The sequence below is a fragment of the Marinifaba aquimaris genome, from assembly GCF_013328345.1.
GTDB classification, from domain to species: Bacteria; Pseudomonadota; Gammaproteobacteria; order Enterobacterales; family Alteromonadaceae; genus Marinifaba; species Marinifaba aquimaris.
In genome coordinates this window covers 51,998-65,234 of record NZ_JABULX010000025.1, presented here as the reverse complement: position 1 = coordinate 65,234, position 13,237 = coordinate 51,998, and the positions used below count along the sequence as shown (strand labels likewise).

Annotated in this window: 13 protein-coding genes and 1 pseudogene; 7 read left to right on the top strand and 7 right to left on the bottom strand. The window is 40.8% G+C overall.

The genetic code is table 11. The features are described from left to right. A pseudogene (locus HR060_RS14710) lies at nucleotides 1–207 on the top strand (integrase core domain-containing protein); the annotation flags it as partial. 31 nt (nucleotides 208–238) lie between these two features. Here the strand turns inward: HR060_RS14710 and fghA are convergent. From fghA to HR060_RS14690, 4 genes are read right to left on the bottom strand one after another with little or no spacing between them, the layout of a single operon-like run. Further along, the gene (gene fghA / locus HR060_RS14705; RefSeq protein ID WP_174201057.1) at nucleotides 239–1,075 is read right to left on the bottom strand and encodes an S-formylglutathione hydrolase; all 837 of its coding nucleotides are present in this window, start codon (nucleotides 1,073–1,075) and stop codon (nucleotides 239–241) included. A 9-nt stretch (nucleotides 1,076–1,084) separates the two neighbouring features. Further along, the gene (locus HR060_RS14700) at nucleotides 1,085–2,230 is read right to left on the bottom strand and encodes an S-(hydroxymethyl)glutathione dehydrogenase/class III alcohol dehydrogenase (RefSeq protein WP_174201056.1); all 1,146 of its coding nucleotides are present in this window, start codon (nucleotides 2,228–2,230) and stop codon (nucleotides 1,085–1,087) included. A gap of 43 nt (nucleotides 2,231–2,273) precedes the next feature. Next, the gene (locus tag HR060_RS14695) at nucleotides 2,274–4,190 is read right to left on the bottom strand and encodes a monovalent cation:proton antiporter-2 (CPA2) family protein (RefSeq protein ID WP_174201055.1); all 1,917 of its coding nucleotides are present in this window, start codon (nucleotides 4,188–4,190) and stop codon (nucleotides 2,274–2,276) included. Nucleotides 4,191–4,201: 11 nt separating this feature from the next. Next, nucleotides 4,202–4,819, bottom strand: a complete 618-nt coding sequence (locus tag HR060_RS14690; protein WP_174201054.1) for an NAD(P)H-dependent oxidoreductase — start codon at nucleotides 4,817–4,819, stop codon at nucleotides 4,202–4,204. Nucleotides 4,820–4,986: 167 nt separating this feature from the next. Here HR060_RS14690 and HR060_RS14685 point away from each other — a divergent pair, with 167 nt between their 5' ends. The 3 genes from HR060_RS14685 to HR060_RS14675 are packed head-to-tail and all read left to right on the top strand — an operon-like array spanning nucleotide 4,987 to nucleotide 6,342. After that, complete coding sequence (locus tag HR060_RS14685) at nucleotides 4,987–5,343, top strand: Rieske 2Fe-2S domain-containing protein (protein WP_174201053.1); 357 nt, start codon at nucleotides 4,987–4,989, stop codon at nucleotides 5,341–5,343. A gap of 12 nt (nucleotides 5,344–5,355) precedes the next feature. Then, the gene (locus HR060_RS14680) at nucleotides 5,356–5,856 is read left to right on the top strand and encodes a WbuC family cupin fold metalloprotein (protein WP_174201052.1); all 501 of its coding nucleotides are present in this window, start codon (nucleotides 5,356–5,358) and stop codon (nucleotides 5,854–5,856) included. Nucleotides 5,857–5,862: 6 nt separating this feature from the next. Further along, nucleotides 5,863–6,342: a regulatory protein RecX gene (locus HR060_RS14675; RefSeq protein WP_174201051.1), complete on the top strand. Its 480-nt coding sequence runs from the start codon at nucleotides 5,863–5,865 to the stop codon at nucleotides 6,340–6,342. Nucleotides 6,343–6,603: 261 nt separating this feature from the next. Here HR060_RS14675 and HR060_RS14670 read toward each other — a convergent pair whose 3' ends face one another. Beyond that, a complete protein-coding gene (locus HR060_RS14670) occupies nucleotides 6,604–6,813 on the bottom strand; it encodes a hypothetical protein (protein WP_174201050.1) in 210 nt (69 codons plus the stop codon). A gap of 386 nt (nucleotides 6,814–7,199) precedes the next feature. On the opposite strand from HR060_RS14670, the gene HR060_RS14665 reads away from it, so the two are divergent. Genes HR060_RS14665 through HR060_RS14655 form a run of 3 tightly spaced genes read left to right on the top strand, consistent with a single transcriptional unit; the run spans nucleotide 7,200 to nucleotide 12,118 of the window. After that, a complete protein-coding gene (locus HR060_RS14665; RefSeq protein ID WP_174201049.1) occupies nucleotides 7,200–10,886 on the top strand; it encodes a hydantoinase B/oxoprolinase family protein in 3,687 nt (1,228 codons plus the stop codon). Nucleotides 10,887–10,889: 3 nt separating this feature from the next. Then, the gene (locus HR060_RS14660) at nucleotides 10,890–11,636 is read left to right on the top strand and encodes a tRNA1(Val) (adenine(37)-N6)-methyltransferase (protein ID WP_174201048.1); all 747 of its coding nucleotides are present in this window, start codon (nucleotides 10,890–10,892) and stop codon (nucleotides 11,634–11,636) included. Between the two features lie 38 nt (nucleotides 11,637–11,674). Continuing rightward, on the top strand, nucleotides 11,675–12,118 hold the full coding sequence (locus HR060_RS14655) for a hypothetical protein (protein ID WP_174201047.1): 444 nt from the start codon (nucleotides 11,675–11,677) through the stop codon (nucleotides 12,116–12,118). A gap of 10 nt (nucleotides 12,119–12,128) precedes the next feature. Here the strand turns inward: HR060_RS14655 and HR060_RS14650 are convergent, their stop codons facing one another. Beyond that, on the bottom strand, nucleotides 12,129–12,536 hold the full coding sequence (locus tag HR060_RS14650; RefSeq protein ID WP_174201046.1) for a hypothetical protein: 408 nt from the start codon (nucleotides 12,534–12,536) through the stop codon (nucleotides 12,129–12,131). Between the two features lie 110 nt (nucleotides 12,537–12,646). After that, on the bottom strand, nucleotides 12,647–13,234 hold the full coding sequence (locus HR060_RS14645) for a cytochrome c3 family protein (RefSeq protein ID WP_174201045.1): 588 nt from the start codon (nucleotides 13,232–13,234) through the stop codon (nucleotides 12,647–12,649). Nucleotides 13,235–13,237: the final 3 nt, after the last annotated feature.

Genomic DNA, 13,237 nt, shown 5'->3' with positions numbered 1-13,237 from the left:
GTTCAATGACAGATGGTTATGACTGCTATCAAAATGCACTGGCTGAGAGTAAACGGTATTCTTAAAAACGAATACTTGTTAATGAAACCAAATAACCTAAATGAGGCAAGGGAAATGGTAAAACAATCAGTCGATTTATATAATCAACAAAGGCCACATTCGGCCTTAAAATACAAAACGCCCGATGAAATTCATCAGGCGTTTTAATCAAAAAAGTGTCAACCCATACTAGGATGGGTCAGTTCAGTAAGTGCTGAGCGTGAAAATCTAGATGCTCATCTATAAAGCTCGCGATAAAGTAATAGCTATGGTCATAGCCTTTTTGCATTCTCAATGTCAGTGGCGAATCATTTGATTTGGCCGCTGCAGTTAGATGCTCAGGATACAGCTGTTCTGCTAAAAATGAATCTTTATCCCCTTGGTCAATTAAAATGCTGAGTTCACTTTTATGTTTTCTCAATAGCTCGGTCGCATCATATTGTTGCCATAATTGTTTATCTGTACCAAGGTAGTGGCTAAATGCTTTTTCACCCCAAGGACAAATGCTTGGGTGACAAATAGGACTAAAGGCACTGATCGAGCGATAGCGATCGGGATTGGATAGCCCTATTACTAAAGCACCGTGACCACCCATACTATGGCCACTGATTGCTCGCTTCGAACTGACAGGGAAGTGTTGCTCTATCAGTGAAGGTAACTCCTCATTGATATAGTCAAACATCTTATAGTGCTCGGCCCATGGTGCTTGGGTCGCATTCAGGTAAAAGCCTGCGCCTTGCCCTAAGTCGTAACTGTCATTATCGGCAACACTACTTCCTCTAGGGCTCGTATCTGGTGCAATAATGGCTATTCCAAGCTCTGCTGCCTTTTTCAAAGCCCCCGCTTTTTGCATAAAGTTTTCATCTGTGCAGGTTAAACCCGAAAGCCAATAAAGTGCAGGCACAGGGTTATCATCACTTGCGTTATCCGGTAAAAAAATAGCAAACCGCATATTGCAATTAACGGTTTTAGAGCTGTGCTCATATTGCAAATGTTGGCCAGAGAAGACTCTATTTTCACTTACTTTTTTTAGCATATACAACCACTAGTAATGAATGACTGAACGGATACTTTTACCTTCGTGCATAAGATCGAAGGCATCATTGATATCGTTAAGTGACATAGTATGCGTAATGAATTCTTGCAAACCAAACTCGCCCGCTAAATATTGTTCGACAATACCCGGTAATTCACTACGACCTTTTACGCCGCCAAAGGCTGTTCCACGCCAGACTCGACCTGTGACAAGTTGGAATGGACGGGTCGATATTTCTTGGCCAGCACCCGCTACCCCTATGATAACAGACTCTCCCCAACCTTTGTGACAGCATTCCAATGCTTGTCGCATGACATTGACATTGCCAATACATTCAAATGAATAATCAACACCGCCGTCAGTCATTTCTACAATTACATCTTGGATAGGTTGATCATGATGATTTGGGTTGATGACATCTGTCGCACCGAGTTGTTTGGCTAAATCAAACTTAGATTCGTTGATATCTATACCTATAATACGACTGGCACCAGCCATTCTCGCGCCAATAATAGCTGATAGCCCAATACCACCTAAGCCAAAAATGGCGACCGTATCTCCTTTTTCAACTTTTGCTGTATTAAGGACTGCCCCCATTCCCGTTGTTACACCGCAACCCAATAGGCAAACTTCTTCTAGCGGAGCTTGTTTATTCACTTTTGCCAGAGATATTTCAGGTAGTACCGTGTATTCAGAGAATGTCGAACACCCCATATAATGGAAGATGGGTTGGCCATCTGGTGTTGAAAAGCGGCTTGTACCGTCCGGCATTAAACCTTTTCCTTGGGTTGCTCTAACTGCTTGGCAAAGGTTAGTCTTGCCTGATTTACAAAACTTACACTTACCGCATTCAGCGGTATAAAGCGGGATCACATGATCGCCAACTTCGACACTTGTCACGCCTTCGCCGACCATTTCTACAATGCCGCCACCTTCATGGCCTAAAATAGCAGGGAAAATACCTTCTGGATCTTCTCCCGATAAGGTAAATGCATCGGTATGGCAAACACCCGATGCCACAATTCTAACGAGTACTTCACCGGCCTTGGGTAATTCAACTCTTACATCTTCTACAGTTAATGGCTTTCCCGCTTCTCGAGCAACAGCTGCTTTACAAGAAATATGAGTTTGGCCTTCAGTTAATTCGATTGTCATTTTCAGGTCCTCAACGTGGCTATAGTGCTTTATTTAATTGGGATTATTCATCCTTAAAGTCGTCCGTGTAATCTTTTGGCGGAGGCGTCCAAGCGCGATCCGTTAAATTATGATTACCACCACGTCCTTGCTGCATGGCTTTTTTAATCGTTTGCTCTAACTCAATGAACATTTGGCGATATCCGTGGCTATACCTTTCACCCTCGCTGCGTTGTTGCCATTGTTGGTACAAATTATCTGAAGCAGCGCATTCAATATCCATAAAGGTTTGTTTTTGTTGCTCAACGTGAAATGGATGAAAGCCGACATCTCGCATTGCCTGTGCGCCTACTTCGAGTGCAGAGTGATAGGTCTCCACTTGAATATAATCTGCGCCAGCAAACTTGAGCTCATAACTATGACCCTTATCAAAAGCACGTGCCAATACTTTGATTTTTGGATAGGTGTGTTTAACGTAATGAACTAGGTTAATGGCTTCTTCTCTGTTATCGATGGCAACGACTAGTAACTCTGCTTCTTCAATACCTGCGGTATGTAAAAGTGCGGGTTGGGTGGCATCACCAAAGTAACTCTTAATGTTTATCTGTCTGAGGTTATCTACCTGAGTGGCCTCGTGATCCAGTACTACGGTTTTAACACCGTTAGCGACTAATAAGCGGTTAACGATTTGTCCAAATCGGCCAACCCCAGCGATAATAACAGAGCCGGTTTCTTCAATTTCATCGGCTTCTCTGTCATTTGAAGAGTGTTCATAGCGCGGTAAAATGACTTTGTCGAAAAGTATGAAAAGGGTAGGGGTGAGGAACATAGATAGTGCAACAACAAGCTGTAGCGTCTGAGCAGTATCGGTCGGTATAACATGGTTTTGAACGCTAAAGCTTAATAATACAAAGCCAAATTCACCTGCTTGAGCTAAGCTCAAACCAAATAACCAGCGATTACTATTTTGTATTTTGAAAATACTGGCCAGTGAAAATAACACACCAGCTTTGATGATAATGACCGCAAAAGTTAAGCTGATGATCAGTATCCACTGGCTCGATAATATGCCAAAGTCGACACCTGCTCCTACCGTGATAAAGAATAAACCGAGTAATAAACCTTTAAATGGTTCAATGTTTGATTCAAGTTCATGTCTAAATTCACTGTTGGCAAGTACCACGCCTGCAAGGAAAGTACCCAGTGCAGGAGAAAGGCCAACTAAACTCATCAAGGCTGCAATACCGATAACTAACATCAATGCAGTTGCGACAAAGATCTCTCTTAAACCCGATGTCGCAACAAAGTGAAGTAAGGGTCGACTCAAATAGTGGCCACCGAGTACGACCACGCCAATAGCTGCAATTACGACGATTCCATAAAGCCAACTGGGTAAACCGGCGACTAAAGATAAGTTTTCGTGATGATCGGCGGCATCAGATAAATGCATAGCTGCTTCAACAAGCTCAGGTAAAGCCAACACAGGAATAAAAGCCAACATGGGGATGACGGCTATATCTTGGAATAAAAGTACCGAAAAAGCATTACGCCCACCTTCTGTTTTGCCTAGACCTTTCTCATTAAAGGTTTGTAGAACAATAGCTGTTGAAGAGAGTGAGAAAATTAAACCTATGGCTAGCGCGACGGTCCAGGTTTGCTTGAAAGCTAAGGCAATCAACATTACTAAGATGGTTGTCAGGCCGACCTGCAAGCCGCCTAGCCCTAGTAGTCGATTTCTCATCTGCCATAACATTTTGGGCTCTAATTCAAGACCGACTAAAAATAGCATCATCACGACACCAAATTCAGCAAAATGTTGAATGGTAACGGTTTCATGTCCGACTAAGCCGGTAACCGGGCCAATAATGACACCTGCAATTAAATAGCCTAGTACTGACCCTAGCCCCAGCTTTTTGGCGATGGGCACAATCGCGACAGCAGCTAATAAATAGATAAATGCTTGAACAAAATAAGTCGTCATTGGTTTGTCCTTTATTCGCTAGCTGGGTAGATTGAGTCGAGAAGGTGATTCAGTTTTTCAACTTCAGCTGCAGCGGCTAAATCAATCGTATTGCGGTGTAATTGTTCGAGTAACCACAACCACTTTTTCTTGTGTTTATCACAGCGGTTTTCTTCTACTGCCGTTCTTGAACTAAATAAACCAAAAGGCGCAAGATAATGCATACCTGTTAGGAGTGCTGTCTGTTCGAGTGGTCTTAGCAGTTCTCTGATAGTAAAGTGGTTGTAACCTTCGGCGCGATAGGCCTCCTCTTTACCGCCTGCCGTAATCGCACATAAAAACGTTTTTCCATGCAGTGCTTTGCCTTCCGAGCCATAAGCAAAACCATATTCTAAGACTAGATCTTGCCACTCTTTTAAGATGGAAGGGGTGGAATACCAATAAAGTGGGAATTGGAAAATAACAATATCGTGTTCTATCAACCGCGATTGCTCACGGTTAATGTCAATGTGGTATTTGGGGTACTCTCGATAGAGGTCAACCGCGGTTACGTAAGGAAGCTGGCTGGCGGCTTCAAAAAGAGGTTTGTTGACTTCTGAACGATCCAATGTGGGATGTGCAAACAATAATAGTATTTTCTTATTTTCCATTGTTTTTACCTAAAGCCTATTTGAAGCTAATGATAGTCTATTTTCTTAGAGGTAAGAACTTGATAAAACACAAAAATAGTAGGTTTAAGTAGGTGTCCATTAGATATTGGGAAGCACTTAATTCAGGGAGGTAATATGATAAACTGAGCTGATTAACAGGGGACATTATGCTAGATAAATTCTTCCCAGCAATGGGACAATCAGCTAAAGCAATTTTAGTCGATAAAGTTCAGGCAACGAAAAATCCAGATGTACTTAAGGGAAAAGCAATATTGCCTGGTACAGACCATGAAACCAAAGTATTGATTTATCTTTACCTCCAAGGCGCAAATTTGGATATGAGGTTGATTTCAGCTTATTGTCCGCACCAAGGCTATGACTTAACCAAAGAGCAATTAAAAAACGATGGCAACATATATTGTTCGCTACATAGGAGACCAATTTGTATCTACAGCGAACACAATCAAGCTTATAAAGTAGAGAAAAGAGGTGAAGATTATTATATTTGTCAGACTAAACAATAAAGAGATGACAATATGAAAGTGTTTGATCAAACGTTTTTCGATTCTTTGGTGTCAGACGCAAAGCAACTTCCTCGTAAGCGGACAAATCACAACTTGCATCAAAATTATGATGATATGGTTCAGCGCTTGTTTATAGCGATGGAACCTTCAAGTTACGTCAGACCACATTGGCATAGTGATGATACAAAATGGGAGTGTTTTATTGTCATTAAAGGGTCATTACTTTTTATTATTTACGATGAGCAAGGCACTATTTTAGCGAAACATGAATTATCAGCTGATGGCGTAAAAAAAGGAATAGAGATCCCTCCACACACCTGGCATTCGACGGTAGCACTTTGCAGTGATACTGTTTTTTTCGAAGTTAAGCAGGGGCCTTATCAGGCTTTAGATGACAAAGGGTTCGCCACTTGGTCACCAGAGGAAGGCGCAGCTGATGTTGCCGCGTTTTTGGCTTTTGTCAAAGATGCTGATGTGGGACAAAATGCTAGCGAATATAAAAGTAGAACCTAAAGATATATGTCAATACCTACCTCTCCTTCCGAGCAATGGACAGAACAGACAAAACAAGGCACCAAGTTTTTATACGATTGGTTATCTCGCCGCGAGCATTCATGTCTAGAGCTGCAAAAAAAATTAGCAGAAAAGGGTATAGATAAAGCCATACACAAAACCTTGATTGAACACTTTATTGCTCAAGGTTATCAATCTGACAGGCGATATATGGAAATGATCATTCGAGCTAAAGCTAACAAGGGGTATGGTCCCAACCATATCAAACAGCTGTTAAAGCAACAGCAAGTAGATATCAGTGATTTTAATGCGCTAGTGCTAGAGAATGAAATTAATTGGTTCGATATAGGTTATCGCACTTTTTGTAAAAAGTTTGGCGAACAAGTTAGTAACGATTTTAAGACGAAGCAAAAACAACAAGCCTATATGATCAAAAAAGGTTTCAGTTTTGATTGTATAAAATCAATTTGGAGTGAATTGAGCTAAAAGTTAGGCAAAAAAAAGCCCTGCTCGGGAAGCAGGGCATTTAAAAATTTTGTTTAGGGAGATAAACAAAAATACATTCCAATCACATTAAGTCAGACTGACGTTTGTTAGCTTAGTTCCCTACATATTGAATTTTTTTTCATCAAGCGCATTTTCTTCAGGCAAAAAAAAGCCCTGCTCGGGAAGCAGGGCATTTAAAAATTTTGTTTAGGGAGATAAACAAAAATACATTCCAATCACAATAATTCAGACTGACGTTTGTTAGCTTAGTTCCATACATATTGAAGTTTTTTTCATCAGACGCATTTTCTTCAGGCAAAAAAAGCCTGCTCGGGAAGCAGGGCGTTTAAAAATTTTGTTTAGGGAGATAAACAAAAATACATTCCAATCACAATAAGTCAGACTGGCGGTTTTTAGCTTAGTTCCCAACATATTGAAGTTTTTTATATCAAGCGCATTTTCTTCAGACAAAAAAAAGCCCCGCTCGGGAAGCGGGGCATTTAAAAATTTTGTTTAGGGAAATAAACAAAAATACATTCCAATCACAATAAATCAGACTGGCGGTTTTTAGTTTAGTTCCCAGCATATTGAAATTTTTTACATAAAGCGCATTTTTCAGGCAAAAAAAAGCCCTACATGGGAGTAGGGCAAACAATGTTTTGTTTTGGGAGAAAAACAAAAATACATTCCAATCACAATAAGTCAGACTGACCCTATTTAACTTAGTTCATGCTTTTTTGTGTTTTTACTTAAGTTTACAAATTCAGTTGGCTATAACTAATGAAGTTACTGGCTTGCATTTTTTGTCGTAATTTCGTCAAATGCTCGCCATAAGAAGACTAAAAAGAACGTATATCATGAAGGCAGGCTGGCGATTTTGGGTTGATCGTGGTGGAACATTTACCGACATCATCGCGCTTAACCCTGAAGGGCAATATATCACCCACAAACTTTTATCTGAGAACCCTAAACATTACGAAAACTCTGCGATACAAGGGATCCGTGATTGTTTAGGTTTATCGTATGAGCAAGCGATTCCTTGTCAGCTATTAAGTGAAGTAAAAGTAGGTACAACTGTTGCGACTAATGCTTTACTTGAACGAAAAGGTGAACCCACTGCACTGATCACGACCAAAGGTTTTGCAGATGCATTAGCGATTTCTCAACAGCATAGACCTGATATCTTCGCTTTAGATATTAAACTTGCCGAACGATTATATGGCCAAGTGGTGGAAATTAATGAGCGCATTAATGCCGATGGTGAAGTGCTGGCCAAGTTAGATGTTGAACAGGCTCGGTTTTCGTTAAAAGCGCTCAGAGAAACTGGCATCAATGCAGTGGCTATTGTATTAGTCCATGCATGGAAAAACCCTCAGCATGAATTAGCGCTTGAACTGTTAGCCAAAGAAGCTGGGTTTTCTCAGGTTTCAGTATCACATCAAGTTTCCCCTACAATAAAATATGTACCTCGTGGCGATACAACCGTTGTTGATGCGTATTTAACACCTGTGATGAGACGTTATGTTGATTTTATTGCGGAGCAATTACCTGATGTGCCTCTTTACTTTATGCAATCAAATGGCGGTTTAGCTAAAGGTAGTCAATTTTGCGGCAAAGATGCCATTCTCTCAGGCCCTGCGGGAGGGATTGTCGGTGCAGTTAAAAGTGCTCAGCAAATAGGCTTTGATAAAGTTGTCGGCTTTGACATGGGTGGAACCTCTACTGATGTCTCTCACTATGCAAATGATAATGGTAACAGTGACTTTGAACGGGTATTTGATACGCAAGTCGCGGGTATTAAATTAGCTGTACCCATGATGCATATTCATACGGTTGCAGCAGGTGGTGGCTCAATTTGTTATTACCAAGATGGCCGCTTACAAGTTGGCCCAGAGTCGGCAGGAGCCTATCCAGGGCCTGCTTGCTATCGAAACGGTGGACCTTTAACGGTTACTGATTGCAACTTAATTTTGGGTAAACTTCACCCGGAATTGTTTCCGAAAGTGTTTGGTGAATATGCTGATCAAGCATTAGATAAATCAGCATCTCTAGATAAGATTAAGCAGGTTCAAGACACACTTAAACTCGATAATATCGAGTTAACTATAGAGGCTATTGCCGCTGGCTTTATTGAAATTGCAGTAGATAGCATGGCTAATGCCGTTAAAAAGATATCCTCGGCAAGAGGTTATCAACTCGATGATTACAGCCTGGTATCGTTTGGTGGTGCAGGCGGGCAGCATGCTTGCTTAATTGCCGAGCAACTTGGTATTCAAAGAGTATTAATTCATCCATATGCTGGTGTTTTATCTGCTTATGGTATTGGGTTAGCTGACCAGGTTTTATTAAAAGAAAAGACGTTACAAACGCCTTTAGTCACTTGTGAATTGGCAGAAATAAAACAAGATGTTGATGCTTTTTATCAACAAGTTAAAAGTGATTTTTTCGAACAAAACAAAGCATTAATCGATACATTAAAAGGTGAAGGCAATGGCACTTTGCCTGTTCAGAGCAAAATTATTGCTTTGGTTAAATATCAAGGTGCTGAGATTAGAATTGAGATTGATTGGCCAACAGACCAAGATTGGCAAACCTCATCAAATGACTTTATTCTTAAACAACTTGCACAAGCCTTTGAAGATAAACACATCAAGGAATTTGGCTATCGCAGTGAGCAAGGCTTATTGCTAGATGCTGTTGTCGTACAAGTTAAGTTACTCAATACTCAAACAGCAAGAACCACAAGGGTAGAACCCGTTGAGAATACTGATGTTGGGGATGAAATCAGCATTTATACTCAAGGTCGATTCAAGCCTACTCAAACAGTATATCGCCACCAATTGAAGTTAGGTGACGTTGTGGTAGGACCTGCAATTATTGTAGAAAAAACAGGCACTAATGTTGTTGAAGATGGTTGGCAAGCTGAAGTTATTGCTCAAGCTCAGCTTGCATTGACGCCTGTTAGGAAATTGAGTGTTAGTTTAACAAAACAATTTGATTTAACCCCGATCCGCTTGGAAGTCTTTAATAACTTGTTTATGTCGATTGCTGAGCAAATGGGGGTGACGTTGGCAAAAACGGCACACTCGGTAAATATTCGTGAGCGCATGGATTTTTCCTGCGCGCTATTTGACCAAAATGGAGAGCTAGTTGCCAATGCTCCTCATGTTCCTGTTCACTTAGGTTCAATGTCACACTCTGTTAAGAGCTTGATAAAAAAGCAGCGCAATGAATTTAAAGCAGGGGAGGCTTATCTCCTCAATTCTCCATATCACGGTGGTACGCACCTACCAGACTTAACTTTGATTAGCCCTGTATTTAGCCAAGGTTCAAGTAAGGCCGATTTTTTTGTTGCATCTAGAGCTCATCACGCTGATGTGGGTGGGATCACGCCAGGTTCAATGCCTGCAAATAGTCAATCTATTGAGCAAGAAGGTTTGTTATTTGAAGGGGAAAAAATTGCCAGTGAGGGCCAGTTTGATGTGTCATTGTTGGAACAGCTATTCATGCAGGCCACTTATCCTGCAAGAAATTTTACCCAAAATTTAGCTGACCTAAGTGCACAGTTAGCAGCAAATAAACAGGGCGCTCAAGCGCTAGTTGACCTGACTGAGAAATATGGCGTTAATAATGTACACACTGTGATGCAAGCGGTACAAGACAATGCCGAGCTTGCTGTGAGAAACGCCATTAGTAAATTGAAAAGTGGTCACTTTAACTTACCGTTGGATAACCAAGCTTATATAGATGTTGATGTGCAGGTGGATCAGCAAAGCAAAACGGTTGTCTTGGATTTTAGTCAAAGCTCAGATCAAGATGTTGCTAATTTCAATGCACCGCAGTCAGTTACTTTTGCCGCTGTTATCTATGTATTTAGATGTCTCGTCGATAATGCTATTCCATTGAACGCCGGCTGTTTAAGGCCCATCACCATTAGACTTAGAGAAGGTTCGTTATTGGCACCAGTGTCACCAGCTGCTGTAGTCGCGGGTAACGTTGAAGTTTCTCAAGCTATTGTTTCTTGTTTGTTATTGGCATTAGGGAGAACTGCTGCATCACAAACAACCATGAATAACTTCACTTTTGGTGATGATGATTACCAATATTATGAAACGCTAGCAGGTGGTACAGGTGCCGGTATTGATAATCAAAACAAGCCATTTGCTGGCTGTGATGCTGTTCATTCTCATATGACGAATTCAAGGTTAACTGACATTGAAGTTTTAGAGCAGCAATACCCAGTATTACTACAGCAATTTGGAATTCGCTCACATTCCGGTGGTCGGGGTCAATATGTTGGCGGGAACGGTTTAATAAGGGAGCTTTTATTCTTAAAAGATATGGAAGTGAGTGTACTATCTAACTCGCGAATTATTGCACCCAAAGGGTTATCGGGTGGTGGTGATGGGCAGGTTGGAAAAAACCTTCACATAACCTGTGATGATCAGTTCATTGAAAAGCCCAGTCGCAGTAGTTTTAAAGTGAGTAATGGTGAACGTTTGAAAATTGAAACACCCGGTGGCGGTGGATATTTAGCTGAGTAATTTATGAGTTTTCAGTTTAAATCATTTTTTATTGATGATAGCCAATGTGCCATGAAAGTAGGGACTGATGGCATTATGTTAGGTGCTTGGTGTCAACTTGCACTTGAGCAACCTAATGCGTCCTACCAAGTATTGGATATAGGCGCAGGCTCTGGTTTGGTGAGTTTAATGCTTGCTCAACGATTAGCCAGTCAGAGGCGTTCATTTACAGTTACTGCTCTAGAAATTGATAAATACGCTGCTAAACAAGCCGAGTTAAACAGTCAAAATAGTCCTTGGCATAATCATATCAAAGTAGAGTTAATTGATGCTAAGCAATTTACCTCACCAGATGGGTTTGATTTGATTGTATCAAACCCGCCTTTTTTTGAGTTAGGTCAGTCAATAGCCCAAATTACTGACGACCAAAGGCTAAAGGCCAGACAACAAAGTGAATTAAATTTCCAACAATTAGCACAATTAGTGGCTAGGTTACTAAATAGTGAAGGCACCTTCGAGCTGGTGTTACCTTTTTCACAAGCTAATGTTTTTGAATCAGCAGCAAGAGCCGTCGGCTTACAATTAATTGTGCAACTTAATGTCAAAGCAAATAGCAAAAAGGCTTATAAACGCTGTTTGATGAGGTTCACCAAAGGTAAAGGCTCTGAAAGTAAAAAAACGTTGGTGGAGGAATTAATTATTCATCAAACTGACGGTCAATATTCAGAGGATTATAAACGATTATGCAAAGATTTTTATTTGGCTTTTTAATTGTTCAGTATGTAAGCTAAAGAAAAAAATCTTCAATTATGCGAATACTTTTATTTTTATTAGCATCATCAATACTCATTGGCTGCGCTGGAAAAAAAGATCCTCAACAATACCGTCAGCAATTTCTGACGCAGATAAATGATGATGGCAGTAAGTGGTTTAAATACAGTGCATCTCCTATTTTTGCTTTGAACAAACAAATTAAACGTTCAATCGAAAATCCCAATAACCAAGTAAAAAAAGAGCCACCTCGAAGCAACCCTAAAAAACGAAATAGTCGCTCTGAAGAAAAGCTATTGGAGTCATATCAAGCACTGGCAGAGCAGTACCTAGAAAAAGAAGGTTTTTGTAGTAAAGGCTATATAAAGCTAGATGAATCCTTGATGGGTAATGAATACTTCCTATTTGCAGAATGTAATGAATCAGCAACTGAGCAAGATCGCTCGCTATGGAAAAATAACCCTCACTTTGAAAACGGTTAAGCGCTTTAATTTAATGCAGTGCTTTACCGCAACCTTTAAAAGTGTTGCTGTGAGATATGACTTTTGTTGTTGATGAGTACTCTTGGCCTGACATGGTATCAACACATTTTTCGCCTTTGATTTGGACGGTAATAGGGTAGGGGTTGAGTGCTGAAATACGCGTCTGTTTTTTCTCTGGGCTAGAGATGATTTCTAGCTGGGTAAATACGGTACGCTTCTCTCCGTAGTTAGTCACTAATATCAGTTTTTGTTTGTGGTAAACCTCAAGTTGCCAGGCGGGTTCTTGACCTATTGCTCGGTAACTTGCGCCCTGTAATTTCGCTTTTTGCCAAGGAGATGGGTTTGGTGGTGCTGAGATACTGGCAAAGCTAAGGCAGGTCAACGTTATAAGGGTGCAATATTGGGCAATAGTATTCATTGTTTTTTTCTTAGTAGTGTTAAATGAATAAGTAATAACTCGCCTATTACTATCTCTTAGGGAAAGTATAGGCGAGATATAGATGCTTGCCACTTAAGACTATTTGTTAGCTACCAGCCTTCTACACCTTTCATATCTGGTAACTCGTGCGCAATACCTTTATGGCAATCGATACAGGTTTTTTCGCCTTTTTCTAAATAAGTACTGTGCATAGATGCTGCTCGATCACTTTGAGCAGTAAAATCCATATATTCAAAGTTATGGCAGTTCCTACACTCAAGTGAGTCGTTGGCTTTGAGGCGATCCCACTCGTGTTCAGCTAAGCGTCTACGCTGTGCTTCAAACTTCTCTCGAGTATTGATTGTGCCAAAAATCTTGCCCCACACTTCCTTGGATGCCTGCATCTTTCGCGCCATTTTGTCTGTCCAGTTGTGAGGAACATGGCAGTCAGGGCATGTTGCACGTACACCAGATCGGTTAGTGTAGTGGATAGTGGTTTTCATCTCTTGATAAACATTATTTTCCATTTCATGGCAGCCAATACAGAACTCTTCTGTATTCGTTGCCTCAAGGGCAGTATTGAATCCCCCCCAGAAAATAATCCCTGCCAAGAAACCTCCTAAAGTTAGAAAGCCAAGACTGTAGTGCACGCTAGGGCGTGTTAACACTTTCAGGTATTTTCGAAACCATTCTTTCATCTG